Source organism: Aeromonas sobria, from assembly GCF_050266975.1.
Taxonomy (GTDB): Bacteria; Pseudomonadota; Gammaproteobacteria; order Enterobacterales; family Aeromonadaceae; genus Aeromonas; species Aeromonas sobria_B.
The window spans coordinates 67,863-93,102 of the sequence record NZ_JBKISU010000003.1 but is presented as its reverse complement, the minus strand read 5'-3'; the positions used below and the strand labels follow the sequence as shown (position 1 = coordinate 93,102).

29 protein-coding genes are annotated in these 25,240 nt (G+C 63.4%); 11 read left to right on the top strand and 18 right to left on the bottom strand.

All coding sequences use genetic code 11. From position 1 onward, the window contains the following. Positions 1 to 370: 370 nt before the first annotated feature. Positions 371 to 1,009, bottom strand: a complete 639-nt coding sequence (locus ACLHZ1_RS02645) for an AhpA/YtjB family protein (protein WP_427260862.1) — start codon at positions 1,007 to 1,009, stop codon at positions 371 to 373. 117 nt (positions 1,010 to 1,126) lie between these two features. Here ACLHZ1_RS02645 and serB point away from each other — a divergent pair, with 117 nt between their 5' ends. Next, the gene (serB, locus tag ACLHZ1_RS02640) at positions 1,127 to 2,134 is read left to right on the top strand and encodes a phosphoserine phosphatase SerB (protein ID WP_427260936.1); all 1,008 of its coding nucleotides are present in this window, start codon (positions 1,127 to 1,129) and stop codon (positions 2,132 to 2,134) included. 24 nt (positions 2,135 to 2,158) lie between these two features. Beyond that, complete coding sequence (locus tag ACLHZ1_RS02635; protein WP_427260861.1) at positions 2,159 to 3,064, top strand: alpha/beta fold hydrolase; 906 nt, start codon at positions 2,159 to 2,161, stop codon at positions 3,062 to 3,064. Between the two features lie 68 nt (positions 3,065 to 3,132). Here ACLHZ1_RS02635 and ACLHZ1_RS02630 read toward each other — a convergent pair whose 3' ends face one another. Then, positions 3,133 to 5,520, bottom strand: a complete 2,388-nt coding sequence (locus ACLHZ1_RS02630) for a PilZ domain-containing protein (RefSeq protein ID WP_427260860.1) — start codon at positions 5,518 to 5,520, stop codon at positions 3,133 to 3,135. A gap of 100 nt (positions 5,521 to 5,620) precedes the next feature. On the opposite strand from ACLHZ1_RS02630, the gene radA reads away from it, so the two are divergent. Then, positions 5,621 to 6,985: a DNA repair protein RadA gene (gene radA, locus ACLHZ1_RS02625; protein WP_408794150.1), complete on the top strand. Its 1,365-nt coding sequence runs from the start codon at positions 5,621 to 5,623 to the stop codon at positions 6,983 to 6,985. 71 nt (positions 6,986 to 7,056) lie between these two features. Here the strand turns inward: radA and ACLHZ1_RS02620 are convergent, their stop codons facing one another. Further along, entirely contained in the window at positions 7,057 to 7,437 is a 381-nt protein-coding gene (locus tag ACLHZ1_RS02620; RefSeq protein WP_427260859.1) for a PilZ domain-containing protein, read from the bottom strand. Positions 7,438 to 7,519: 82 nt separating this feature from the next. Beyond that, positions 7,520 to 8,005 carry a sigma D regulator gene (gene rsd, locus ACLHZ1_RS02615; RefSeq protein ID WP_427260858.1) on the bottom strand — a complete coding sequence of 162 codons (486 nt, stop codon included), beginning with the start codon at positions 8,003 to 8,005 and terminating at the stop codon, positions 7,520 to 7,522. 339 nt (positions 8,006 to 8,344) lie between these two features. Here rsd and hupA point away from each other — a divergent pair, with 339 nt between their 5' ends. Together hupA and ACLHZ1_RS02605 are read left to right on the top strand one after the other, a co-directional pair. Further along, a complete protein-coding gene (gene hupA, locus ACLHZ1_RS02610) occupies positions 8,345 to 8,617 on the top strand; it encodes a nucleoid-associated protein HU-alpha (RefSeq protein ID WP_005305063.1) in 273 nt (90 codons plus the stop codon). 102 nt (positions 8,618 to 8,719) lie between these two features. Next, positions 8,720 to 9,145: a hypothetical protein gene (locus tag ACLHZ1_RS02605; protein WP_042002116.1), complete on the top strand. Its 426-nt coding sequence runs from the start codon at positions 8,720 to 8,722 to the stop codon at positions 9,143 to 9,145. 65 nt (positions 9,146 to 9,210) lie between these two features. Here ACLHZ1_RS02605 and ACLHZ1_RS02600 read toward each other — a convergent pair whose 3' ends face one another. The 5 genes from ACLHZ1_RS02600 to ACLHZ1_RS02580 all read right to left on the bottom strand — a co-directional run bounded on the left by ACLHZ1_RS02600 (position 9,211) and on the right by ACLHZ1_RS02580 (position 12,130). Beyond that, a complete protein-coding gene (locus tag ACLHZ1_RS02600) occupies positions 9,211 to 9,627 on the bottom strand; it encodes a DUF4426 domain-containing protein (protein WP_427260857.1) in 417 nt (138 codons plus the stop codon). Positions 9,628 to 9,648: 21 nt separating this feature from the next. Further along, entirely contained in the window at positions 9,649 to 9,951 is a 303-nt protein-coding gene (yggU, locus tag ACLHZ1_RS02595) for a DUF167 family protein YggU (protein ID WP_427260856.1), read from the bottom strand. Then, entirely contained in the window at positions 9,951 to 10,502 is a 552-nt protein-coding gene (locus tag ACLHZ1_RS02590) for a YggT family protein (RefSeq protein ID WP_427260855.1), read from the bottom strand. The genes yggU and ACLHZ1_RS02590 overlap by 1 nt, the downstream gene beginning before the upstream one ends. Before the next feature lie 13 nt (positions 10,503 to 10,515). Further along, positions 10,516 to 11,340, bottom strand: coding sequence for a pyrroline-5-carboxylate reductase (gene proC / locus ACLHZ1_RS02585; RefSeq protein WP_427260854.1), 825 nt, complete (start codon positions 11,338 to 11,340; stop codon positions 10,516 to 10,518). 88 nt (positions 11,341 to 11,428) lie between these two features. After that, on the bottom strand, positions 11,429 to 12,130 hold the full coding sequence (locus ACLHZ1_RS02580; protein ID WP_427260853.1) for a YggS family pyridoxal phosphate-dependent enzyme: 702 nt from the start codon (positions 12,128 to 12,130) through the stop codon (positions 11,429 to 11,431). A 39-nt stretch (positions 12,131 to 12,169) separates the two neighbouring features. Here ACLHZ1_RS02580 and tapT point away from each other — a divergent pair, with 39 nt between their 5' ends. Genes tapT through yaaA form a run of 3 tightly spaced genes read left to right on the top strand, consistent with a single transcriptional unit; the run spans position 12,170 to position 15,130 of the window. Further along, positions 12,170 to 13,204, top strand: a complete 1,035-nt coding sequence (gene tapT, locus ACLHZ1_RS02575; protein ID WP_427260852.1) for a type IVa pilus ATPase TapT — start codon at positions 12,170 to 12,172, stop codon at positions 13,202 to 13,204. An 8-nt stretch (positions 13,205 to 13,212) separates the two neighbouring features. Beyond that, positions 13,213 to 14,322, top strand: a complete 1,110-nt coding sequence (locus tag ACLHZ1_RS02570) for a PilT/PilU family type 4a pilus ATPase (protein WP_427260851.1) — start codon at positions 13,213 to 13,215, stop codon at positions 14,320 to 14,322. Positions 14,323 to 14,356: 34 nt separating this feature from the next. Next, positions 14,357 to 15,130 carry a peroxide stress protein YaaA gene (yaaA, locus tag ACLHZ1_RS02565; protein WP_427260850.1) on the top strand — a complete coding sequence of 258 codons (774 nt, stop codon included), beginning with the start codon at positions 14,357 to 14,359 and terminating at the stop codon, positions 15,128 to 15,130. Positions 15,131 to 15,354: 224 nt separating this feature from the next. Here yaaA and srmB read toward each other — a convergent pair whose 3' ends face one another. Further along, positions 15,355 to 16,578: an ATP-dependent RNA helicase SrmB gene (srmB, locus tag ACLHZ1_RS02560; RefSeq protein ID WP_408794169.1), complete on the bottom strand. Its 1,224-nt coding sequence runs from the start codon at positions 16,576 to 16,578 to the stop codon at positions 15,355 to 15,357. A gap of 118 nt (positions 16,579 to 16,696) precedes the next feature. Here srmB and ACLHZ1_RS02555 point away from each other — a divergent pair, with 118 nt between their 5' ends. After that, positions 16,697 to 17,407 (top strand): tRNA1(Val) (adenine(37)-N6)-methyltransferase, encoded by a 711-nt coding sequence (locus ACLHZ1_RS02555; RefSeq protein ID WP_427260849.1) that lies wholly within the window; start codon positions 16,697 to 16,699, stop codon positions 17,405 to 17,407. A gap of 191 nt (positions 17,408 to 17,598) precedes the next feature. Further along, positions 17,599 to 18,909: a branched-chain amino acid transport system II carrier protein gene (gene brnQ, locus ACLHZ1_RS02550; protein ID WP_427260848.1), complete on the top strand. Its 1,311-nt coding sequence runs from the start codon at positions 17,599 to 17,601 to the stop codon at positions 18,907 to 18,909. Positions 18,910 to 19,000: 91 nt separating this feature from the next. Here brnQ and ACLHZ1_RS02545 read toward each other — a convergent pair whose 3' ends face one another. The 6 genes from ACLHZ1_RS02545 to zur all read right to left on the bottom strand — a co-directional run bounded on the left by ACLHZ1_RS02545 (position 19,001) and on the right by zur (position 21,925). Further along, positions 19,001 to 19,348 carry an AzlD domain-containing protein gene (locus ACLHZ1_RS02545; protein ID WP_427260847.1) on the bottom strand — a complete coding sequence of 116 codons (348 nt, stop codon included), beginning with the start codon at positions 19,346 to 19,348 and terminating at the stop codon, positions 19,001 to 19,003. Further along, complete coding sequence (locus tag ACLHZ1_RS02540) at positions 19,341 to 20,072, bottom strand: AzlC family ABC transporter permease (protein ID WP_427260846.1); 732 nt, start codon at positions 20,070 to 20,072, stop codon at positions 19,341 to 19,343. The genes ACLHZ1_RS02545 and ACLHZ1_RS02540 overlap by 8 nt, the downstream gene beginning before the upstream one ends. Beyond that, a complete protein-coding gene (locus ACLHZ1_RS02535; RefSeq protein WP_427260845.1) occupies positions 20,069 to 20,599 on the bottom strand; it encodes a helix-turn-helix domain-containing protein in 531 nt (176 codons plus the stop codon). Before ACLHZ1_RS02535 ends, ACLHZ1_RS02540 begins: the two co-directional genes overlap by 4 nt. A 186-nt stretch (positions 20,600 to 20,785) precedes the next feature. Then, positions 20,786 to 21,010, bottom strand: coding sequence for a hypothetical protein (locus ACLHZ1_RS02530; protein ID WP_408794184.1), 225 nt, complete (start codon positions 21,008 to 21,010; stop codon positions 20,786 to 20,788). Positions 21,011 to 21,015: 5 nt separating this feature from the next. Next, positions 21,016 to 21,477 (bottom strand): chemotaxis protein CheX, encoded by a 462-nt coding sequence (locus ACLHZ1_RS02525; protein WP_408794185.1) that lies wholly within the window; start codon positions 21,475 to 21,477, stop codon positions 21,016 to 21,018. Further along, on the bottom strand, positions 21,467 to 21,925 hold the full coding sequence (gene zur, locus ACLHZ1_RS02520) for a zinc uptake transcriptional repressor Zur (protein ID WP_042002307.1): 459 nt from the start codon (positions 21,923 to 21,925) through the stop codon (positions 21,467 to 21,469). The genes ACLHZ1_RS02525 and zur overlap by 11 nt, the downstream gene beginning before the upstream one ends. A gap of 136 nt (positions 21,926 to 22,061) precedes the next feature. Here zur and dusA point away from each other — a divergent pair, with 136 nt between their 5' ends. Further along, positions 22,062 to 23,045, top strand: a complete 984-nt coding sequence (dusA, locus tag ACLHZ1_RS02515) for a tRNA dihydrouridine(20/20a) synthase DusA (protein WP_427260844.1) — start codon at positions 22,062 to 22,064, stop codon at positions 23,043 to 23,045. Positions 23,046 to 23,177: 132 nt separating this feature from the next. Here dusA and ACLHZ1_RS02510 read toward each other — a convergent pair whose 3' ends face one another. Beyond that, on the bottom strand, positions 23,178 to 23,492 hold the full coding sequence (locus ACLHZ1_RS02510) for a hypothetical protein (protein ID WP_427260843.1): 315 nt from the start codon (positions 23,490 to 23,492) through the stop codon (positions 23,178 to 23,180). 136 nt (positions 23,493 to 23,628) lie between these two features. Continuing rightward, entirely contained in the window at positions 23,629 to 25,233 is a 1,605-nt protein-coding gene (locus tag ACLHZ1_RS02505; protein WP_427260842.1) for a peptide ABC transporter substrate-binding protein, read from the bottom strand. Positions 25,234 to 25,240 lie beyond the last annotated feature (7 nt).

Sequence of the window (25,240 nt, the reverse complement as noted above, 5' to 3'; positions counted from 1 at the left end):
ACCTATTGCCTGATGATTTCCACAAACGTCGTATCTCATTGCAGTCAATGCGGGCGTTTCATACCGAAAACATAAACCACTAATCGAGATCACACCCAACACCGGCTGGATAGGCGTGAAAAATTCGTTTGCTTCTGTCGCAAGCTGCGTTTGCGCACCCCAACGTGACCAAAATCAGATGGGCAGACCTGAGCAGTGGAGGGCCATGGGATAGGCCTTCGGAGGGATCGAGATTCAATCAACACAGTTGGCGAGGGGGAAGATCTGCGCGCAGCACAGTTGGATGCCGAGGTGGCGCAAATGGCTGGATAGGCGGGTCAAGCAACGGCGGCGCGAGGTGATCGTGGATCGTCCGTCGTCGAACAGCGCCTTATTCGATGCCGGGCGGCGGGGCGTTTTCGCATGGCGTCTGGGGAGGCGCCGGGCGCTTCTTGTGCTTGCGTACTCGCATGTAGTTGCGGCGCACGCCGTAGGAGATGAGCAATCCCGCCAGCAGCATCACCAGCAGCATCAGTCGCTGCTTCTCCTGGTTCACCTTGAGCTGGGTATCCTGCTTGGCCAGCATCAGCTGCTCCTCCAGGGTGATCCTCAGATAGCCCAGGGTCTTGTCGCCATCGAGGATCTCCTCGACATAGGGGAGTCGCCCCTTGCCCGGTGCGGGGGGGCTGGCATTGTCCTGGCCGATGGGAAGCAGGCTGTCCAGCGGCAGTGCGTTGTCAGATTGGGCCAGGGGAATGCCCCTGGCGTCATAGAGGGTGACGTCCAGGATCTCGGGGGAGAGGGCCAGCTCCTGGGCCAGCCGCGCCAGCTCGCTCTCGTTGTCTTCCTTCAGCCAGCGGCGCATGTCCCGGCTGGCATAGTTGACCAGGGCCTGGGCCCGGGTTCGCGCCTGATCGTGCAGGGCCGCCTGGCTGGCGCTCTGCATGTGGATCAACAGGGCCAGCACCCAGCAGCCGAGGGCGATACCGGCGCCCAGACTCAGCAGGCGTTTGACGGGCAGATGACGCAAGGGGGCTCTCCTGATTGCGGGTGCAGGCGGGATCTTGGCGCTTGCCTGTCTAAAAAGCAATACGCTACTCTGGGCCCGCACTTTCACCCCCCGACATCCAAGGAAGGTTTTTTGCTCATGTTGTTGTCCCAGTTAGCCCAAGCCCCCACCGACTGGCCCGCCCAGCTTGCCTCTTCCCCACTCTGGAAACTGCACATAGACGCCCTGCAGGGCACGACCCACCCCCTGACGGCGGGTTGGCTGGTGCTGTTCGGCCATGACTTGGCCGCGAGCCAGCTCAGGCAGCTGGCGCCCCTGCTGGCACTGGAGGGGGTGCAAGCCTGCCTCTATCCCGTGACCCGCATCGCCGGCGTGCCCTTGCTGCTGATAGGGACAGACAGCTTCTCCAGTGCGCTGGCCGCCGCCATCAAGCAGGAGAGCTGGGCCGTCGATATCTGCCACCTGGCGCACTTGCCGAGCCTGGCCGAGCCCGGGTTGCTGGTGATGGACATGGACTCGACCGCCATCCAGATGGAGTGCATCGACGAGATAGCACGCCTGGCCGGGGTGGGGGAGCAGGTGTCCGCCGTCACCGCCGCCGCCATGCAGGGGCAACTGGAGTTCGCCGACAGCCTGCGGGCCCGGGTTGCCCTGCTGGCCGGGGCCCCCGTCACCATCCTCGATGAGGTGGCCGCCGATATGCCCTGGATGCCGGGTTTGCAGCTGATGGTCGACACCCTCAAGCAGTCGGGCTGGACCCTGGCCATCGCCTCCGGCGGTTTCACCCGTTTCGCCGGCGAGCTGCAACAGGCCCTGGGGCTGGATGCCATCTTCGCCAACGAACTGGCGGTGGCGGATGGCAAGCTGACCGGTCAGGTGGCGGGGGAGATAGTGGATGCCGATGCCAAGGCCCGGGTGCTGACCCGGCTCGCCGCCGAGCGGGGACTGGCGCAGGCCCAGACCGTGGCGGTGGGGGATGGCGCCAACGATCTCAAGATGATGGCGGCCGCAGGCCTTGGCATCGCCATTCATGCCAAGCCCCTGGTGCGGGCCCAGGCGAGCGCCAGTCTGACCCATCACGATCTGGAAGGGGTCATCTGCCTGCTGGGGGCCCGCGCCTGCGCCCAGAGGCGCTGGCACCGCTGACGACACGCCATGGAGGGCGCCACAATGGAACTGCTGCAAAGCTCTCACTTCATCCCCTGCGGGGAGCACAGGCTGCACCTGCGCCAGATAGGCCTGGCACAACCCAGTCAGGCCGAACCCATCCTGATGGTGCACGGCGCCATCGAGAATGGCCGCATCTTCTATACCGGCTCGGGCAAGGGGCTGGCCTGCTTCCTGGCGCGCCATGGCTACCGGGTCTATGTGGCGGATCTGCGGGGCCGGGGCCTGAGCACGCCGGCCATCGCAGAGCGGGCCGACCATGGCCAGCATGAGCTGATCACCGAGGATCTGCCGACCCTGCAGGCCTGGATAGCGGCCCGCCACCCGGGGCACAAGGTGCACTGGATGGCGCACTCCTGGGGCGGGGTGCTGATGGCGTCGACCCTGGTGCGCTTTCCCGCCCTCGCCGCCGGGGTGGCGAGCCTGCTGTTTTTTGGCAGCAAGCGCGGCGTCTCGGTCCACGGCCCGGAGCGCTGGCTCAAGGTGGATCTGATCTGGAACCGGCTCGCCCCCTGGCTGGCCCGTCGCCGGGGGTTTCTGGCGGCGCGGCGCCTGAAACTGGGGGCCGATGACGAGCCGCTGCGCTACCTGGAGGAGACGATCCCCTGGGTGAAATGCGGCCCCTGGCAGGATCCCCATGACGGCTTTGCCTATGACGAGGCGGCGAGCCGGGTCAACTGGCCCCCCTTGTGGATGATCTCGGCCAAGGCGGACAAGGTGCTGGGCCACCCGACTGACGTGCGCCGCTTCGGCGCCGAGATGGGGCCGCTCGCCCGCCACACCCGGCTTGGGCGGGACAACGGCAACCGGCTCGACTATGACCACATCAACATGTTGACGGCGCCCCAGGCCGCCGAGGATCACTTCCCCGCCATCCTGTCCTGGCTGCAGCAGCCGAGCGCCCCCTGAGCCGGGGCAACCCAAAGCAGAGGGGCGGACATCAGTCCGCCCCTTTTCCTTGTCCGTCTGCTCCGATCCTATCCCTTGGCCGGACCCAGGCCGAGGCGCAGCAAGGTGGCCTGGGTGGTGTCGGTCAGCTCGCCGACGCCGACCACGCTCCACAGCTCATCCTCCAGCCGCTTGGCCTTGTGGATCGCGAACTTGGCGATGTAATCCAGTTCGCTGGCGATGAAGTTGGTATCGGGCCGCCCTGTGCGTGACAGGCCGAGCTGCACCGAATAGAACTCCCCCTTGGCCCTGGCCTGCTCGATGAAGGCCCGCTTGGCCGCCACGTCCGTCAGGCTGGCCGCCGCCACGCTGTGAAACTGGGGGGCGCCGTTGGCCAGCCGCTGCCAGCTGACATAGATCTCGGCCTCCCTGGGCAAGTCCTCCCGGGCCAGGGCGCGCAGGGGGTCCAGCAGCAGCTGGCGCAGCAGATCCCCCTGCAGCAGGGGGTAAAGATTGGCCTGCCGGGGGGCGTCGGCGCAGGCCTGCAACAGGCGGGCGAGGGAGCGGGGGTGGGGCGCTTGCGCCAGGGTGGCGGGCCTGATGCTGTTCTTGTCCTTGTTGATGTAGACCGGGGTGCTGAACACATGATGGCTGTATATGTTGCGCAGGGCCCGGGCCAGACCACGGTAACGGCGCAGCCCCTCGGCCGTCTTGAGCTTGCTGCGGTTGCTCTCGATCAGCTGGCTGAAGAAGTGGCGCCCCGTGTGCCGCTCCGGTTCCCCTTCGATACACAGGTGCAGCACGGTTCGACTCTGGTTGAGGTTGACCAGGCGGTAGGGCAGGGTCTGCAGATCCAGGTGCTTGGTGAGGGGCTGCAGCCTGGGCAGGGCCACGGTGACCAGATCCCCCTTGTTGCCGGGGAAGGGGGTTTCCAGCTCGATCTGCATGCCGTGGGCCGAGATGTCGCGGGTCCAACCTACCCAGGCCTGCTCCCCCAGGCGCAGGGCGATCGCCGTCTTGTGCAGGTAGCGGGCCTCGCGCCTGAGCTGGACATAGTGCAGCGTCTCCACCTCGAAGGGCGCAGGGCCCGCCTCGTGGCCGAAGCGTTGCAGGGCATTGGCGTCGTGCTGGCCCTGGGGTTGCGTCAGGTATTCCTCACGCACCGTATCGCTCGGTATCTCCTGCAACAGGCCGACATAGCCGAGCCCGTCCAGCCTGGCGCGCAGCAGGGCGTCCTGGCTCAGGGGCTGCTCCCGGGTCGGCAGGCTGCTGATGTCGGCCTCGGCCAGGGCGCAGGTTTCGAGGGAGAGCTTGTAGACCCGAAAGCTGGGCCGCTTGGCGCCGACCTGAAAGAAGAGGGAGCGCAATCCGCTCTCGGCCAGCTCCTCGGCGCTGGCCGAGAAGAAGTAGAGGTGGCTGCGCACCGCGTGGGTGAAGCTGTAGATCAGGGTCTCGCGGCAGGCTTCCCGGTCTGGCAGCAGTTTGCGCAGGCGCGCCGGCGGGAAGAGTCCAGCCAGGGTCGGTTGGTTCTTCTCATCGCGCCAGTATTCGAGCAGGTGCAGGTTGTTCTCGCTCTTGAGCACCACCTCGAGGCGCGGCGCCCCCCCCGCCTCTCCCTTGCCGAAGAACAGCGGCAGGCCGCTCATGCGCGGCAGGAAGAACTGCTCGTAACCCTTGATGATGGCCGCCGACAGCAGGTGATCCACGCTGACCCGATAGCGCCCCTTGTTCTGCTCGATGAAGTGGGCGAGATACTTGTCAAACGGGGCGTTTTCCCCCTCGCGCACCAGGCGCAGCCAGTACCTGTCATCGCGGGTCTCCTGACCCAGGATGCGGTAGCCTATCCCCTGGCCGAGGCTGGGGTGGGGAGCCTCCTTGTCCAGGCCATGGAAGTGCACCAGCACCTGCTCGCCCGCCTCGAAGCGGGGCAGGTAGGGCACCGAGATGCGGATGCCGCCGGTGGAGAGATCCGAGCTCTTGGCGCTGATGCGCTCGCCGCTGCCGAGCTGCAGCTCGAGGGGGGAGCTGAAGTGCATCCTGTCCTGGCTGCGGCCGACATAGCTGGCGAAGGTGATGAGGTTGACGTCGAGCTGGCGCAGCTGGCCCGGCGGGGGCTGGTGGGGGGAGAGGGCTCGGCTGCCGGCCTGGCGCTGCCAGGCCTGCATCGCCTCATAGACCCCCAGGGTGTAGCGATCCCGATAGAGGTAGCAGTGGGACTGGAACTGGGCGATGGCCTCATCGGGCATGAAGTGGGTGATGCCGGCAAACTCGAACACCCGGCAGGCCTGGGGCCACTCGCTGCGCATATCGATGACGCGCCGACAGTCGGCGCCGCGCCGGTTCAGCTCCATCTTCAGCAGGAAACGGGTGTTGCTGCTCTGTTCGGCGGTCAGGCGCAGGAAGAGCTCGTCGAAGTCGGCCTCTCGCTGCAGGGGGATGAGTTGATCGATGAGTGGGTGTGGCTGGGCTGGGTCCATGAGTTCCTGCTACGGAAAGTCAATTTTCCGAGTCTGGGTTTGATCTGTCTGGCTGAACCGAGTATATCAAGCAGGCATTCATTCTGTCCCCGAGTTATCCATGGCCAAAAATAAAACAGCTTACGTCTGCTCCGAGTGTGGTGCCGCCTTCAGCCGCTGGCAGGGCCAGTGCGGCGAGTGCAAGGAGTGGAACACCATCACTGAGGTGCGCCTTGGCAGCGCCACGCCGGGCAAGGGGGCGCGCTATGGCGGCTATGCCGGCGCGGTTGGCAGCCAGGTGCAGACCCTGGCCGAGATCGCGACCACAGAGATCCCCCGCTTCTCCTCCGGCTTCAAGGAGCTGGACAGGGTACTCGGCGGCGGCGTGGTGCCGGGTTCGGCCGTCCTCATCGGGGGCAGCCCGGGGGCGGGAAAGTCGACCCTGCTGCTGCAGACCATGTGCGGCCTGGCCGAGCGAATGAAGACCCTCTATGTGACCGGGGAGGAGTCATTGCAGCAGGTGGCGATGCGGGCCAACCGCCTCGGCCTGCCCACCGACAAGCTGCGGATGTTGTCCGAGACCAGCGTCGAGCAGATCTGCCTCATCGCCCAGCAGGAGCAGCCCCAGCTGATGGTCATCGACTCCATCCAGGTGATGCATGTGGCGGACGTGCAGTCCGCGCCCGGCTCCGTTTCCCAGGTGCGCGAGGCGGCCGCCCTGCTCACCCGTTACGCCAAGCAGAATCATGTGGCCATCTTCATGGTGGGTCATGTCACCAAGGACGGCACCCTGGCGGGCCCCAAGGTGCTCGAACACTGCATCGACTGCTCCATCATGCTCGATGGCGGCCATGACTCGCGCTTTCGTACCCTGCGCTCCCACAAGAACCGCTTCGGCGCCGTCAACGAGCTGGGGGTGTTTGCCATGACGGGGCAGGGGATGAAGGAGGTGAGCAACCCCTCGGCCATCTTCCTCAGCCGGGGCGAGGAGCAGGCGCCGGGCTCCATCGTCATGGTGATCTGGGAAGGCACCCGTCCGCTGCTGGTGGAGCTGCAGGCGCTGGTGGACTACTCCCAGCTCTCCAACCCGCGCCGGGTGGCGGTGGGCATGGATCACAACCGCCTCGCCATGCTGCTGGCGGTGCTGCATCGTCATGGCGGCCTGCAGATGGCGGATCAGGATGTCTTCATCAACGTGGTGGGCGGTGTCAAGGTCGAGGAGACCAGTGCGGATCTGGCCCTGCTGCTGGCCATGGTATCGAGCTTTCGCGATCAGGCGCTGCCCAAGGATCTGGTGGTGTTCGGCGAGGTGGGACTCTCCGGCGAGATACGCCCCGTGCCCTCCGGCCAGGAGCGGCTGCAGGAGGCGGTCAAACACGGTTTTCGCCGCGCCATCGTGCCCCATGCCAATGCCCCCAAGCATGCCATCGAGGGGATGGAGGTGGTGCCGGTCAAGAAGCTGGCAGATGCCCTGGAGGCGCTCTGAGGGAGCAGGAGAGACGACAGAGGGCGCCGCGGCGCCCTCTGTGCATCTGCTGACGGCAACCGGCGTGCCCGTCAGGGGTGGGGATGGTCCAGGTGTTCGGCCAGCAGCTGCTCCAGTTCCCGGTGCAGCAGGGCCTCGTCCCCCACATTGAGTTCGATCATGCGCTTGAGGTGAGTGGCGCTGTCGATGTCCATGTGATGGCAGTAAAAACCGAGGCGGTTGCCCTCTTCATGGCTCAGCTCGACCTCCATGGTCAGCACTATGTCGCTGCCGGCCAGGCGGAAACTCAGGCGATAGTCCCGCTCCGGCCCCGAGAGCCAGTCGCTGGGGCGCACCAGCAGGGCGCCCTGCAGGGAGACATCGACCAGCTGGGTCGTCCAGGTCTGCGAGCCCTGACTCAGGCTGGCCGGGGTGGCATAGAGTATGCGTGAGAAGTGGCGGCGCTCTGTCATCATCATGTCCTGCTTGGAGATCCTGACCCTGAGTGTAACCCAGACGCCAACCCGGAAAGTTGCGCTGGTGCCAAGATTGCACTCAACCGGGTTGACCGCTCAGGGTTTCGACCACATGCAGGGCGCTGATCAACCTGTCCTCGTATTTGAATCTGTCCTCCAGGACAGGCCCCAGCTTGTTGAGATCCTCGTCCAGGCTCAACAGCTGTTCTTCGCTGGCATCGCTGTATTTGTCATTGAACTCGAGGGCAAATTCGGTGCAGCTGCGGATATGGGGGTAGATGCGCTTGGCCAGCTCCAGGCTGTCGCCACTGGCCTGTTCGAAGGCATTCACCACATGGTGATAGATCTCGAAGTGCCCGGCGCTGACATAGTCGACCAGCCGTTCGCAAAATTGCTGCAGTTCGGGACAACCGGGAAGGCAACGCTGCTGCTTGCTGCGGGAGGGGCTGAGCCCGGCGAGGCGTATGTATTCGACCAGCAGGGCCTGCCTCGCCTCGAGCCAGTCATCGATCGCCTTGTGCTTTCCTGTCAGTGCGCGCTTGGTCTTTTCCAGTTCAGTTAACATAGTCCCTCCGTGGGGCATAGACTGGGAGCATTTTGGCTCCGGCGTCCTGAGTGACGACAGCAAGGGCCATCAGGCAATGGAATGTTGGCTCAGCCTCATATTGTAAGGTTATTGTTACCTCATCCAGGGGGAGTGTGACAAGCCCCTTCCATGACGGGGGTCGTTTTCGCACGGTTGCGGTCAGAATAAGCCGCATCCTGGCTGGATCTGTGACTTTTTTCGCACTTCTTGATGAAAAGCCCAGCATTTGAATCGGGCCTCGGGATAAAGCCTTTGCCTGAGTCTTTTTTTTTGCATAGAGTGACCAAGTGCTAAATGCCCGATCATAAAGGAAATGTTATGAACAAAGCTCAACTTGTCGATGCGATTGCCGCCAAAGCGGATCTGAGCAAGGCTCAGGCGAAAGTGGCCCTGGAAGAGATCATCAATGGTATCACCCAGAGCCTGAAAGAAGGTGATGCAGTCCAGTTGGTAGGGTTTGGCACCTTCAAGGTGAACCATCGCGCTGGCCGTACCGGTCGCAACCCGCAAACCGGTAAAGAGATCCAGATTGCCGCCGCGAACGTGCCCTCCTTTGTGGCCGGCAAGGCACTCAAAGACGCCGTCAAGTAATCTTCCAAAACCCGGCGCCCGCCGGGTTTTTTCTTCCCTCTGTCACCGCTTTTCGTTTCGGATACACTCAAGTTATACAGCTTGCTGTAGTGGAGGTAGACGATGGAACAGAAAAACGCCATTCGGCAGGTTGCCGTCCCCTGGGCTCCGTCCCGTCAACTTCCCCCTGGCCTGGTGGTGGCCGAGCTGCACCAGGACGTATGGAGCGATGCCCTGACCGTGGTGCTCGGGCGTGCCCGCAGCATAGACTTGCCCCCCCAGATCCTGTGTCGCGTGCACTTTCGCCATATCCTGGCGGTGCGGGTGATGGAGGATTGCGATCTGGCGGAGGGGAAGGACAGCCATGCCATCGAGGAGCAGATCCAGCTCATCACCCCATCCCGCTTCGCCAGCTGGTTTCATCAGGAATCCGATGGCCTGCATCTGGATGACGACATCCAGCACTACCGCATCTCGACCTGGGATTATTGCGCCGATGTGCTCACCTCCCATGCCCCCGAGCTGCAGTTTGTCGATCCCGAACCATGATGGCGCCGCCATGATAGAAAAAGGGGCATCAGATGATGCCCCTTTTTTGATGGGAGTCCCGAGGATCAATCCACGTAGAAGGTCTGCTGAAACTTGAGGGTCTCCTGCCGGCCATCCGCCATGATGTTGATGGTGAACTGATAGGTGTCCTCGTTGCGATAGGGCAGCACCGCCAGATAGTAGATGGACTCCCCCTCCTTGACTTGCTGGAAGTTGAGGGTGCGCAGGGTGCCGGTCAGGTTCTTCGCCTGCCCCGTCATGCCCACCGCCAGTGCCTTGCCGCTCTTGTCCTGCACCGCAATGTTGAGGATGCCGTTGTAACGGCTGCGCTCCAGCCCGTAGGCCTTGGCGACCTCAGGGGTCAGGAAGCTGGAGTTGAAGGCGTTATAGTGCACCTGCCAGGGGCCCAGGGTCTGAGACTGCTCCGCCCGCAGCGGCAGCGTCATCAACAGGGCCAGCAGGAAAACCCATGCTGTTTTCATCGCGTCATCCTTCTCATCGAATTAGCTTGGGGTCGTGGCAAGCAGGGCGGCTATTTCAGCCGGGACCTGTCTGGGCGTCTCGATCGCCACCGTCTTGTGGCGACCGAGCTCGCCGCGCAGCAGGCGAACCTGCCCCTTGGCGACCCGGAACTGTTTGGCCAGAAACTTGATGAGGTGGGCATTGGCCTGCCCATCCACCGGCGGCGCCGTGATGGCGACCTTCAGCTCCTCACCATGCAGGCCGACAATCTGATCCCGGCTCGCCTTGGGCTGGATGACCAGGTGCAGCACCAGGACATCACTCTGCCAGGCGACGGCCGCCATCAGATCATCCACCACAGCTGACCAAACAGATCACCCAATAGATAGTTTATGGCCTGCAGGCCGATAAAGGCGACCAGCACGGACAGATCCAGGCCGCCCAGTGCCGGCAGTATGCGGCGGATGGGGGCGAGGAAGGGTTCGGTGAGCTGGTGCATCACGTATTCGATGGGGTTGCGGCCCTGGCTCACCCAGCTCAGGATGGCGCGGATCAGCAGGATCCAGAAGATCATGGAGCCAGCCTTCTTCAGCACGGTCAGCAGGGCGAACAGGCTCAGGGTCAGCCAGTCGGCGACCATGACGTTCATGGTCTTGAGCAGGGCCAGCTTGGCGAAGGCGATCAGCAGCGCCAGCACCACGGAGGCGAGATCCAGTCCCCCCAGACCCGGAATGATCCGGCGCAGGGGCACCACCAGCGGATTGGTCAGCTTGACCACCATCTGACTCATGGGGTTGTAGAAATCGGCGCGGGCCCACTGCAACCAGACGCGCAGCAGCACCACCATGAGGTAGAGATCGAAGACGGTATTAATCAAAAAGTAAGCAGTGTTCATCTGAACTCCTGATTTAGAAGAGGGTTTCCATCTCGGCGGCGCGAGCGACGGCCGCCTGCATGGCGTGGGCGGTGAGCGGCATCAGCCCCTGCTCCTGGAAGGTGCGCACGGCCTCGGCTGTGGTGCCTCCCTTGCTGGTCACCTGTTCGCGCAGGGCCTGCAGCGACAGCTGGGGATTGCGCTCGACCATGGCGGCGGCGCCCAGCGCGGTCTGCTGCACCAGCAACCTGGCCTGCTGCGGGCTGAAGCCCATGGCCTCGGCCTGTTCGGCGATGGCCTGCATGAACAGGAAGAAGTAGGCAGGGGCGCTGCCGGCGGCCGCGATGACGCCATTGATGCCGGACTCCTGCTCGACCCAGAGGGTCTTGCCGACGGACTGCATCAGCTGCTCTGCGTACAGCCTGTCCTCAGCATCGATGGCGGCGGGGGCATAGAGGCCCGTCATGCCAAGGCCGAGCAGGGAAGGGGTGTTGGGCATGGTGCGGATGATGCGTGGGTGGCCGCCGGCCATGTCGCTCAGGCGTTCGATCCGGATCCCGGCGGCGATGGAGATGAGCAGCTTGCCCTCAAGGGAACCCAGCTCGGCCACCAGCTGCGCCAGCATGGCGGCCATCAGCTGGGGCTTGACGGCCAGCACGATGACGTCGCTCGCCCTGGCGGCCTTCGCATTATCCTGGGTGATGCCGATGCCAAATTGCTGCGCCAGCTCGTCGAGCTTGGGGCGGCTGGGGTTGGCGGCCAGGATCCGATCCGCCGGATAACCCGCTTGGCGAAGGCCGGCTATGATGCTGCGGCTCATGTTACCCGCCCCGATGAAGGCAATACTTCTCTGTTGCATCACGCTCTCCTGCTGATGATGTCTGGGTATGTCGAGTTCGCTTGCGTCCCGCAGGGGCGCGGCGACGCCTGTGTGTGGCCTGCGGGCCTCATGAATAGTCACGGGCCCCGAAGATGGCGGTGCCGACTCGGACCATGGTACTGCCATGCAAGATGGCGGCCTCCAGATCCTCCGTCATGCCCATCGAGAGGGTATCGACCGTGGGATATTGTTGCGCAAGCCGGGTGAACAGAGCCTGCATGCTCCGCATCTGTTGCCCCAGCACGTCCGGGTCCTGGGTGTGCTGCGGGATGGCCATCAGACCGCGCAATCGCAGGCGATCCGATTGTGCGACCAACTGGGCCAGCCGGAAAATCTCTGATTCAGATGCGCCGGATTTGCTACTCTCTCCACTAATATTGATTTGCAGACAGATATTTAGCGGCGCAAGTTGCGCCGGCCGCTGCCGGGCGAGGCGCTCGACAAGCTTGTCTCGATCGACGCTTTGCACCCAATCGAACCGCTCCGCCACCAGCTTGGACTTGTTGGACTGCAGGGGGCCGATGAAGTGCCATTCGATATCGGCGAAGCCACCCTGGCTGCGCAGGGCATCAATCTTGGCGCAGGCCTCCTGGGCATAGGATTCGCCGAAGCGGCGCTGTCCGGCCTGGTAGGCGTCACGGATGGCCTCGACGGGTTTGGTCTTGCTGACCGCGAGCAGGCGGATGTGGGCCGGGTCTCGCCCGGCCGCGCTGGCGGCCTGCTGAATGCGTGCCCTGACCCCTGTCAGCTGTTGCAGAATCTGGCTCATATTTCGTTAACAATCTTGTGATGGGAGAATGACAAGTCTATGGATATCACAGAGTTATTGGCCTTTAGTGTAAAACATAACGCCTCGGATCTACATCTCTCGGCCGGGGTGCCACCGATGATCCGGGTTGACGGCGAGGTGCGCAAGATCAATTTGCCTGCGCTGGATCAGCGGGAAGTCCATGCCCTCATCTATGACATCATGAACGACCATCAACGCAAGGAGCTGGAGGAGAATTTTGAGGTCGACTTCTCGTTCGAGGTGCCCAACATGGCGCGCTTTCGGGTCAATGCCTTCCAGCAATCTCGCGGGGCCGGGGCCGTCTTTCGCACCATTCCGAGCACAGTGCTGACCCTGGAGGACCTCGATGCTCCGGCTATCTTCCAGAAGATTGCCGAATATCCCCGCGGCCTGGTGCTGGTGACCGGGCCGACCGGCTCGGGCAAGTCCACCACGCTGGCCGCCATGGTCAACTACATCAACGAAAACTACCATCACCACATCCTCACCATTGAGGACCCCATCGAATTCGTGCACGAAAACAAGCGCTGCCTGGTGAACCAGCGGGAAGTGCACAGGGACACCAGAAGCTTCGCCAACGCGCTGCGTTCTGCGCTGCGGGAGGATCCGGACATCATACTGGTGGGGGAGATGCGCGATCTGGAAACCATACGCCTCGCCATGACGGCGGCGGAGACCGGCCATCTGGTGTTCGGCACCCTGCACACCTCGTCGGCGGCCAAGACCATCGACCGGATCATCGACGTGTTTCCCGGGGCGGAGAAGGACATGGTGCGTTCCATGCTGTCCGAGTCCCTGCGGGCCGTCATCTCCCAGACCCTGCTCAAGCGGATCGGTGGCGGCCGGGTGGCGGCCCACGAGATCATGCTGGGCATCCCGGCGGTGCGCAACCTCATCCGGGAAGACAAGGTGGCCCAGCTCTACTCCGTGATCCAGACGGGGATGGTGCACGGCATGCAGACCATGGATCAGAGCCTGAAACAGCTGGTGGGCCGCGGCACGGTGGCGTCGCTGGATGCCAAGGCCAAGGCGGTGGATCCCAACTCTATCTAGGAGCGCGTATGACACTCGAGTCGCTGTTGGCACAGCTGGTTGAACGGCAAGGATCGGATCTGTTCGTCACCGTGGGCAGTCGCCCCATGGTCAAGGTGGATGGCCGGCTGCTCCCCATCGATGGGGCTCCGCTCGATGAGGAGCAGACCCTGGCCCTGATCCGGGAGACCCTGAGCCCGGAGCATCTCGCGCGTTTCATGGCGACTCAGGAGGCGAACTACGCCATCCACAAGCCGGGCCTTGGCCGGTTTCGGGTCAGCGCCTTCTGGCAACAGGCGCTGCCCGGCATGGTGCTGCGCCGGATCGAGACCCGGATCCCCACCTTCGAGGAGCTGGGCTTGCCCGACATCCTCAAGGAGATAGGCATGGCCAAGCGGGGGTTGGTGCTGTTCGTCGGGGCGACCGGCACCGGGAAAACCACCACCCAGGCCGCCATTATTGGCTATCGCAACCAACACAGCGAAGGCCACATACTGACGGTGGAGGATCCGGTGGAGTTCGTGCACCAGCACGGTCGCAGCCTGATCACCCAGCGGGAGGTGGGGATAGACACGGCGTCATTCGATGTCGCCCTCAAGAGCTCGCTGCGTCAGGCGCCGGATGTGATCCTCATCGGCGAGATCCGCAGCGCAGAGACCATGGCCTTCGCCCTGCAGTTTGCCGAAACGGGGCACCTGTGCCTCGCCACCCTCCATGCCAACAACGCCAATCAGGCGATCGACCGCATCCTGCATCTGGTGCCGACCGAGAAGCACCGCCAGCTGCTGTTCGATCTCTCCTGCAACCTGAGGGGCATCATAGCCCAGCAACTGGTGCCGGCTCTCGATGGCGGGCGACGCTGCGCCGTGTTCGAGGTGATGCTCAATACCCCCATCATCAGCGACATCCTCCGCAAGGGGGAGATGCACCGCCTCAAGGAGGTGATGACCCGGTCGCCGGAGCTGGGGATGCAGACCTTCGATCAGGGCTTGTTCCGGCTGTTCATGGCGGGGCGCATCGGCCTTGCCGAGGCGCTGGCCCATGCGGATTCGGCCAACGATCTGCGCCTGCAGATAAAGTTGTCCGGCAAGGGCCCCCTGGATTCTGGTACGCTGGAGGGCGTGACTGTGGATGAATAGGGGCCGCTGGCCCCTCCCTCTGGAAAGGATCGTTATGCTGATTGTGGTTTCCCCGGCCAAGACGCTGGATTTCGAGTCGCCGCTGGCGACCTCCCGTTTCACCCAACCCGAACTGCTGGATCACTCCGCCCGCCTGATCGAACGGGCGCGGCAATTGAGCCCGGCCCAGATCGCCAGCCTGATGAAGATCAGCGACAAGCTCTCCGGCCTCAATGCCGCCCGCTTCGCCGAATGGCAGCCCGATTTCTCCCCGGCCAACGCTCGCCAGGCGATCCTGGCCTTCAAGGGGGATGTCTACACCGGACTGGCGGCCGAGGATTTCGAGGAGGGGGACTTCGACTTCGCCCAGGTGCATCTGCGCATGCTGTCCGGGCTCTACGGGGTGCTGCGCCCCCTCGATCTGATGATGGCCTATCGCCTCGAGATGGGGATCCGCCTCGACAACGAGCGGGGCAAGGATCTCTACCAGTTCTGGGGCGACATCATCACGGAGCAGCTCAATCGTGCCCTGGCTGCCCAGGGGGATGAGGTGCTGATCAACCTGGCTTCCGACGAGTATTTCAAGTCGGTGCGCCCCAAGGTGCTCAAGGGCAGGATCGTCACCCCCGTCTTCAAGGACGAGAAGAACGGCCAGTTCAAGATCATCAGCTTCTACGCCAAGAAGGCGAGGGGCATGATGGCCCGCTATATCATCAAGCACCGCCTGACCCGGGTCGAGCAGCTGACCGGTTTCGACAGCGGCGGCTACCGGTTCGTGGCCGAGGAGTCCGGTGACGGTACCCTGATGTTCAAGCGGTCGGAAAATTAAATGAAATAACAGGGAACCAATCACGGACCCCCGGGTCTTAATATGTGAATCCTCTGTTGTAAGCACTTTTTATTCGCCGACGTTCATACGTCGGCTTTTTCTTGCCTGTTCGCCGCCGTTGGTGGCCGATTGCCCCAACCGTTCTTGCCGAACACTGGTCGTGAATACGAAAACGGCCATCCGAAGATGGCCGTGCATGGGCAGAATGAGCGAGCGAAGGGCGATTATTTCTTTTTCTTCTTCGCCGATTTCTTCTTGGCATCCTTCGGCTTTTTCTTCTTCACCGGCACCCGGGCTTCCTTGTGCTTGGGGCGCAGGGTGTCGATGACCCGGCGCTTGAGCCGCTCTTCGGTGTAGCGCTCAATCTTGGCCACCATGGCCATGTCGTGGGCTTCCACCAGGCTGATGGCGCAGCCACGGTTGCCGGCCCGGCCGGTGCGGCCGATGCGATGCACATAGACATCGGTGCCATAGGGCATGTCGTAGTTGATGACATGGCTGACGTTGGGCAGATCGATACCGCGGGCGGCGACGTCGGTGGCGATGAGGAAGGGCACTTCACCCTCGTGGAACTTGCGGATCGACTCGATGCGCTTGCTCTGCTCCATCTCGCCACGGATCCAGGCGCAGGAGACGCCGGCCGCCTGCAACTGGCCGGAGAGCTCCGCCAGCCGCTCGCGGGTACGGACGAAGACGATGGCCTTCTGGGTCTCGGGATCCTTGAGGATATGGGTCAGCAGCGCCAGCTTGTGGGCGGCGTCGTCGGCCAGGTGGATCCACTGGGTTATCTTGCGCCGTTCGCTGCGGGGCGGCTCGGCATGCAGCTCGACGGGTTCGTTGAGGATCTCGTTGGCAAATTTCTCCAGGCCCGCCCCCTCCAAGGTGGCGGAGAACAGCATGGTGTGCTTGCGGTAACGGGCCTCGGCCACGATGCGGTTCACATCCTTGACAAAGCCCATGTCCAGCATGCGATCCGCCTCATCCAGCACCAGCACCTCGATGTCGTGACTCTCGAACTCTTCCTTGTCGATGTACTCCAGCAGGCGGCCCGGGGTGGCGACCACTATGTCCGTGGTCTTGGTCAGCGCGGGCAGCTGCTCTTCGTGGCTGACGCCGCCGATGATGGTCTCGATGCTCAGATGGGTATGTGCCGCCAGAGCCTTGGCATGGGCGGTGATCTGCAGGGCCAGCTCGCGGGTCGGGGTGAGGATCAGCATGCGGCAGGGGCCCGGCTTGCGGCGCGGGAAATCCAGCAGATGCTGCATGGCCGGCAGCAGGAAGGCGGCCGTCTTGCCGGTGCCAGTGGGCGCAGAAGCCAGGATGTCACGACCCTCCAGTGCGGGCTCCAGCACCATCTGTTGAATGGTGGTGGGACGGGTAAACCCCATCTCGGCCAGGGCCCGGTTGAGGGCTGGATTCAGGTCGAAATCATCAAAGGATTGGCTCATGGCAATGCTCGGTCATTAAGGAAACGGCAGATTATAGGCGATTATGCCGTCGTCTCCTATGGCTGGCGGCGGGAACTGGCTATAATCGCCGACCCTTTTTCGTCAGAGTGGGAAGCAGATGAGCCCAAGTCGCGGTTTTACCTTCAAGCAGTTTCATATCGACCATGACCGCTGTGCCATGAAGGTGGGCACGGATGGCATACTGCTCGGAGCCTGGGCGCCCGTCGAGGGGGCCAGGCGGGTGCTGGACATCGGCAGTGGCAGCGGCCTCATCGCCCTGATGCTGGCGCAACGCAGCGGTTCGGACTGCCAGATCACCGGGGTCGAACTGGAGGCGGCGGCGCTGGCCCAGGCGCGGGAAAACGTGGCGGCGTCGCCCTGGGCGAGTCGGGTGCAGATGAGGGGGGGAGCCATCCAGCAGCATGAGGCGCCGCCCTATGACCTCATCGTCTCCAATCCGCCCTATTTCGGCGCCGGGCAAGGGTTCGAGGATCCCGCCAGGGCCAGGGCACGCCACCGGGGCTCCCTGGACAGCCGGGACTTGCTAGATGCCTGTGATCGCCTGCTCGCTCCCCGGGGGCGGGTCGCCCTTGTGCTGCCGACGGCGCTGGCTGATGAAATAATATCCAGTTTGCCACACTATGATCTGCACGAACTTTGTTATACAGCTGTTATCACCAAATCCGGAAAAGCGGCAAATCGTGTTTTACTGCTGCTAGGCAGAGAATTAAACAGGTGTGAGCGGGGTGAAATTGTGATCCATTCTGCTGATGGTGGCTATTCCAACAGATATATCCAACTGACCGCCCCCTTCTATTTGAAGATGTAAATTTCGTCTTGAACTATTTTTTCACATCATTATGCTGACACTTAAATGAGCACCCGCTCAAGACCAGCCAAAACCACTGGTTGCGATGAAAAAATGCGCGGGGCTCCTTTTTTTTACCCGGCGAATTTCCGGGGCGATGACCAATAAAAAACTATAACAAGCAATAGTTTACAAGACAGACGAGGTTGAACTTGACGAAATCACTGACATTATCTGATGTGCTCGGATTGGGCTTTATGACCTTCGCCTTCTATCTGGGCGCAGGCAACATCATCTTCCCGCCCCTGGCGGGTTTCCTCGCTGGCGAGAACATGACCCTGGCCATGTTGGGCTTCCTGGTCACCGCCGTGGGTCTGCCGCTCATCACCATACTGGCCGTCGCCAAGGCGGGTAACGGCTGGGCCGGCATGACCAAGCTGCTGCCCGCCGGCATCGCCAGTGCGCTGGCAGTCGCCATCTACATCATCATAGGCCCGGCCTTCGCCGCCCCCCGTACCGGCCTGGTGGCCTACGAGATGGGCCTCAAGCCCTTCCTGGGCGAGATGGGCGCCCAGGGCCTGCTGGTCTACACCCTGGTCTTCTTCGGTGCTGCCATCCTGGTCTCCCTCAATCAGGGTCGCCTGATGGATGCCATCGGCAAATTCCTCACGCCCATGCTGATGCTGTTGCTGATCGTGCTGGCGGTCGGGGTATTCGTGGCGCCCCAGGGCACCATGCCTGCCGCGGTGGCCGACTACCAGAATGATGCCTTCATCAAGGGGATCCTCGAGGGATACAACACCATGGATACCCTGGCGTCCCTGATGTTTGGCGCCCTGATCGTCGATATCCTGCGCAAGAAGGGCATCAATGACTACCAGAGCCAGTTCAAGTATCTGGCCATCGCGGGCGTCATCTCCGCCATCGGCCTGGCCGTGGTCTACATCTCCCTGTTCCAGCTGGGCAACTCTGCCGCCGGCGTGGCGACCGATACCAGCAACGGCGGCGCCATCGTCAGCGCCTATGTGCTGAGTCTGTTCGGTCAGCCGGGTCAGTTCATCCTGGCCGGCATCATCACCCTGGCCTGCTTCACCACCGCCGTGGGTCTGATCTCCGCCTGTGCCGACTTCTTCCACAACCTCACCGGCATGGCGTATCGCAAGCTGGTGGTGATCCTGGGGGCCGCCTGCGCCCTGGTGGCCAACGTGGGCCTGAGCCAGCTGATCAGTCTCTCCATCCCTGTGCTGGTCGCCATCTACCCGGTTGCGGTCGCCCTGGTGTTGGTGACCTTCCTGAAGGGTTACTTCGGTCACCCCCGCCTGACGTTCCGTCTGGTGCTGGCCGTGGCCTTCCTGTTCGGCTGCCTGGATGGTCTGGGTGCCGCCGGCATGAAGATGGATGCCTTCGCCTTCCTGCCGTTGTTTGACAAGGGACTGGCCTGGTTGCTGCCGACCCTGGCCGCCTGTGGCCTGGGCGTCATGGTGCGTGGCAACGAGAAACCGGTGAGCGACGCGACCGCCTGATCCCGACCCGCTTCCCCGTTTGAAAGAGCCAGCAGTCACTGCTGGCTCTTTTTATTGGGACTCAGGCCAACGAACCCGTCTCCCTTTTCCTCTATTGAGAGAAGGTGGCCAGTATCTTGACGACGCCAAACATGGCGACGCCGGCAAACACGGGCCAGCCCAGGGAGCGGGTGCGATACCAGACGGCCAGGGTCAGCGCCCCGCCGAGCAGGGTCGCCAGCCAGGAGGTGGGGGTGAGGGTGGCCGGCACCACGGAGACGCCGAACATGGCCGCTATCATGGCCGGGCCCAGCACCCTGAGCCAGACTGGCATCTGCTCCACCGTCTTCTGACTGTCGCGGCGATCCAGGTGCCGCTGCATCCAGAGCAGGGGCAGCATCCGCAGCAAAAAGGTGCCCGCCGCCGCGGCGAGCATGGCGATCCAGAGGGTGCTATCCATGTTGTGTTTCTCCCGTCTTCGAGTTGGCTTCCATCAGGTAGAAGAGGATGGCGCCGCAGATGGCCGCCAGGGGAATGGCCGCGTTGGCAAAGCCCATCATCTTGAGCAGCATGGCCCCCAGGATGGCGCTGCCCAGGGTCAGGGACCACTGGCGTGAGGTAAAGCGTGGTGCCAGCAGCACCAGGAACAAGGCCGGCAGTGCGAAGGGCATCACCTCGCCGAGCAGGGGCCAGCGCGCCGTCAGCTCACCCCCCGCGATGGCGCCGAGGGCCGTGCCCCCAATCCAGCTGGCCCAGGCGAGCAGCATGGCCCCGGTGAACCAGCCCAGGCGCTCTGCCGGTGCCAGCTGCGGCAGGCGAGTGTGGGCCAGGGCGAAGATCTGATCCGTGAGGCCGTGCATCAGCCATGGCCACCACCGGTTGCGGGGCAGGTAGGGGGCCAGATTCGGCCCATACACAACGTGACGGGCATTGATCAGCAGGGTCATGACCACCACCAGCCAGAGCGGCGCCCCCGAGGCCACCATGGCCACGAACAGGAACTGCGATGCCCCGGCATAGATGAGGGTGGAGACGATCACGGCTTCCCATGGGCTGAAGCCGGCCTGGATGGCGATCAGTCCGAAGGAGACGGCGACCGGGATATAGCCTCCCAGCAGGGGCACCGCCTCGAGCAGCCCCATGACGAAGGGATGCTTGCCGCGAATCTTGATTTCCTGGGTCATTTGGCGTTCCCCTTGCTTGCGTAGACGATGGTGACCAGCAGGGTGACCCAGGTCTCCCCGGCGCGATAGAGATGGGGCTGATCGGCGGGGAAGGTGTGGCTCTCCCCCGGATTCAGCCGCCTGGTGTGCCCTTCCGTGCCCACCTCAAGCTGGCCGCTGATGATAGTAATAGATTCGGACGATCCTGGTGAGTGAGGCTCGGCCCGTCGCTGTGCGTGGGGCGCGCAGGACATCCAGTAGACATCCACATGGGGGTCATCCGTGCCCTGATCGATCAGCCTGACCTGCATGCCGTCGTCGAAGACGGGGGCGCAGATGGGGGCCACCAGGTTGCCGAACGGCACATTGAGCTGAATGGCGATGCGCCAGACGGTATCCAGGGTGGGGTTGCCGCACCCCTGCTCCAGGCGTGACAGATTCGACTTGGCGATGCCGGCATCCTGGGCCAGTTGGGAGAGGGACAGGCCCCGGGCCAGCCGCAACGCCTGAAGGTGGCGTCCCAGGGTATCGAGAAGGGGTTTATCCATGACAGGTTCCTGTTCGTTATATAGAACGTTCCATATATTGAACGTTCTATATAACGAACAATCCGCTGTCAAACCCTTTGGATCGCCCATCCCCATCTGGGGGGTGACGGGGGAGGGGCAAGAAGGAGGGCTTTGGAGATGAGAGAGGCCGGCATGGGCCGGCCTCTCTCACTCAACCGTGCGCGCTCAGAGCGGCTCGGCGGTGGGCTTGCCCGCCAGACCGTACCAGTGGAACCGGCTCTCGCCGGCATGCCAGGAGAAGGTGGCCCAGGGATGCTGGCTCTCCCAGCGGGGGAAGGCGATCTCCACCCTGTTGTCCTGGTAGCGATAGAGGGAGGTGCTCAGCTCTATGTCGGAGCCGATCAGCAGCAGGACAAGCCCGACGAGACACCACTTCAGCAGGCGCCACATGGTGGTTACTCGAAGCAGATTTCGATGGTGGCGCGGCCATACTCAGAGTCGAATGGCATCATGATCTTGCTGCCATCCGCCTTGTGGGTGATGGTGTGATTGGGACCCGAGACGATGACGGGGGTCGCCATGTCGAACTCATAGCCCTTCTCCCCCAGCATGCGCTTGGCGCCGCCGGTGACCATGTTGGTGATCTCCCCCACCATGTCGGTGACCTCCTCGTTGATGGTGGCCGGCGCCTCCCCCAGCATGCGGCGCATGATCTCCAGCGCCAGCCCCTTCTCGAAGCTGATGGAGAGAGAACCCCGGGTCTGGGGGCCGACCATGCCGATGAGGCCGGAGACATCGCCACGGGCCAGCTCGTCGAGCTTGCGCTTGGGCTTGCCCGGGGTCAGCTCGAGCTGGGCCATGGTGGACAGCACGTTGAGCAGGGAGAGCAGGAACGGATTGACAAAATCAGCCTTCATGTTGACTTCCTACGGGAGGCGCGCAGCGGACGCACTGTCCATGAGCCTCTATGGTCTTGTTGGTAATGGTAAAGCCATGCAGACGGGCCTGCTCGGAGAATGCGTGGTCGATGGCGTCGTCATGGAGCTCGACCACGTCGCCGCAGCGATCGCAGATCAGCAGCTGCATGGGATGAGCATGGTCGAAGTGACAGCAGAAGATGAAGGCGTTGAGGGACTCCACCTTGTGGGCAAACCCCTGCTCGAGCAGAAAGTCGAGGGCGCGATAGACGGTCGGCGGCTTGGCGCTGGCCTCTGTCTTCTGCAACTGGGCCAGCAGATCGTAGGCGCTGATGGCATTGCCATGGGCAGCCAGCAGGCGAAAAACCTGGCGCCGGGTCGGGGTGAAGCGAATGCCGCGCTGTTGGCAGAGGCGCTCGGCGGCTTGTAGCAGTTGGTCTTGATTCATGATCACGCAAATGGCCTGTATCGTCTGCGGATACTAACATAGGGCCTCTCTTGGCGCGGCGTCAAAATTCATTTTCTGGGCGCGGCGTCCCTTGTGCTAATATCCGCCCCCTCCCATAGCCACCCGGATGATCTTTATGCAGGCGCAGCGCTTCTCCATCGCCCCCATGCTGGACTGGACCGATCGGCATTGCCGTTACTTTCACCGTTTGATGACCCGCCAGACCCTGCTCTATACCGAGATGGTCACCACGGGCGCCATCATCCACGGCAAGGGGGATTATCTGGGCTACAGCGATCAGGAGCACCCCATCGCCCTGCAACTGGGGGGCAGCAACCCGGTGGACCTGGCCCGCTGCGCCAGGCTGGCCGAGGAGCGGGGCTATGACGAGATCAACCTCAACGTGGGCTGCCCGTCGGATCGGGTGCAGAACGGCCGTTTCGGCGCCTGCCTGATGGGGGAGCCCGCCCTGGTGGCCGACTGCATCAAGGCGATGCGCGACGTGGTGGCCATTCCGGTGACCGTCAAGACCCGGATCGGCATCGACGATCAAGACTCTTACGAATTCTTGCAGGCCTTCATCGAGCAGGTGCGCGACGCCGGTTGCGACACCTTCATCGTCCATGCCCGCAAGGCCTGGCTCAGCGGCCTGAGCCCCCGGGAGAACCGCGAGATCCCGCCGCTGGACTACCCGCGGGTCTACCGGGTCAAGCAGGATTACCCCGAGCTGACCATCGCCCTCAACGGCGGTGTCACCAGCCTGGAGCAGACGCTGGAGCATCTGCAACATGTGGATGGTGTGATGATGGGGCGCGAAGCCTACCAGAATCCCTATCTCCTGGCAGAGGTGGACAACCGGGTGTTCGGCCAGCAGGGTGCGGTGCCGAGCCGTCACGAGGTGGTGCGCATGATGCTGCCCTACCTGGAGCAGGAGCTGGCCAAGGGCAACTATCTCTCCCACGTGACCCGCCACATGCTGGGGCTGTTCCAGAACATGCCGGGGGCCCGCGCCTGGCGTCGTCACCTGAGCGAGAACGCCTGCAAGCCGGGGGCTGGTATCCAGGTGGTGCTGGACGCCATGGCCAAGGTGCCCGAGCATAGCGGCGAAGCCGTGGTCTGAGCCCGGCCGGTATCGGATTTGGGGTCTATGACCCTGTGTCGATGAAACGCCCCGCCTCGTGCGGGGCTTTTTATTGCCGGACTCTTTATGGCCGGTGATGGAGGCCAGGCTGCCCGGGCCGCAGGGGGCGGCTTAGCCCTGATCCGGCGTGAAGTCGTGGATCTCGCCGCGCCTTGGCTTGAAGCGGGGATCGGCCCCCAGCTTCTGCTGGGCCAGGGCCATGCTCTGGCAGAAGCTCTCCTCCTTCTCATACTCGGCCCGCACCAGATCGATGGCGCGCTCCGCCTGGCGGCGATCCTGCTTGCTCGCCTTGCGATCGCTGAACACCTGCTGCTGATCCAGCATCCATTGCAAGAAGGCCTGACGGCACTGATCTTCCCGGGGAGGGGCGGACGCGGCGTGAGCGAGCGGGCTGAGCAGCAGGGTGAGGAGGAGAAAACGAGGCATATTCGTTGATTGGACTGTTAGTAAGTGGCTGATTAACGGCTATTTTATGGCGTAATGGCCGCCGGGTACAGGACAAAAATGACGCCATTTCTGGCAGGGGCAGGTGACCGCGCCCCGGCGGTCACCTGGGGCCTGCTCAGTGGGCGAGCAGATAGAGCTGGCGGCTGTAGGCCACGTCTTCGGGGTTGTTGATGGGGTAGCCCTTGAGCCAGGGCTTGATCAGCCTGGCATTGGTGTACTGGTAGAGGGGGGCTATCGGGGCCTGCTCCTGCAGCAGGGTCTCGGCCCGATCGAACAGCTGGCCGCGACTGGCCTGGCTGGTGTCGCGGGAGGCCTGATCCAGCAGGGCGTCATAGCCCGGGTTCGCGAAGCGGGCCATGTTGCCGCCGTTGCTGCTGCGCCACAGTTCGAGGAAGGCGGAGGGGTCGTTGTAGTCGGCCACCCAGGAGGAGCGGATCACCTGGAACTGGCCGCTCTGGCGGCTGTCGAGGTAGCTCTTCCACTCCTGATTGGTGAGTTCGACCCGGGCGCCCAGCTTCTGCTTCCACATGCTGGCCACGGCCAGGGCCAGCTTCTTGTGCACCTCGGCCGTGTTGTAGAGCAGGGTGAGGGTCAGGGGGCGCTGGGGGCCATAGCCGGCCTCGGCCAGCAGCTGCCTGGCCTGGGCATCGAGCGCCTCCTGGCTCAGGGTCGAGAGCGGGTTGGACTTGGGGCTGAAGTGGGCGGTCACGTCCGGGGTGAAGTGGTAGGCGGGTTTCTCCCCCGTGCCCAGCACCTTGTCGGCGATCAGCCGCCTGTCGATGGCATAGGAGAGCGCCTTGCGCACCCGCACGTCGTCGAGGGGAGGCTGGCGGGTGTTGAAGGCGTAGTAGTAGGTGCCCAGCTGCTCCGGGGTATGGACCTCGCCCGGGATCTGCCTGATCAGCCTGGCGTACTGCTCCTTGGGGAAGGACTCGGTGATGTCGATATCCCCCGCCAGATAGCGGTTGGTGGCAGCACTCTCCTGGTTGATGGGCAGGAAGGTGACCCTGGTCAGCACCGTATGGGCCCTGTCCCAGTAGTGGGGATTGGGCACCAGATCGAGCCGCTCGTTGACCACCCGGTCCGCCAGCACGAAGGCGCCATTGCCGACCAGTTTGCCGGGCTGGGTCCACTGCTGACCGTGTTGCGCCATGCTGGCCGCGTGCAGGGGGGAGAGGCTGGGGTGGGTCAGCAGGTTGAGAAAATAGGGCACGGGCTGGGAGAGGCTGACCTCGAGGGTGTGGTCGTCGATGGCCTCGACCCCGAGCCGCTCCGGGCTCAGCTCGCCGGCCACTATCTTGTCCACGTTCTCGAAATGGGCGAGCTGGGCGAACCAGGCGAAGGTGGCCGCCTCTTTGGGATCGACCAGCCGGCGCCAGCCATGGACGAAGTCGTGGGCCGTGACCGGATCCCCGTTTGACCAGGCGGCGTCCTGGCGCAGCTGGAAGCGAAAGTGCTGGTTGTCGTCACTGTGCCATGACTGGGCGACCCCGGGTTGCACGCTGCCATCCGGGCCCTGGGTCAGCAGCCCCTCGAACAGGTCCCGCACCACCTGCAACTCGGGCAGGCCGACCAGCTTGAGGGGGCTCAGGCTGCTGGGCTCATCCTTGAGGTGGCGCACCACAGTCTGCTCGGCGGCGAGTCTGGCATCGGGCGGGACATCGGCGGCCTGGGCAGCACCCATGGCCAGCAGTAACAGCAAGGGGCGCCATCCTGTCATGGTCAGA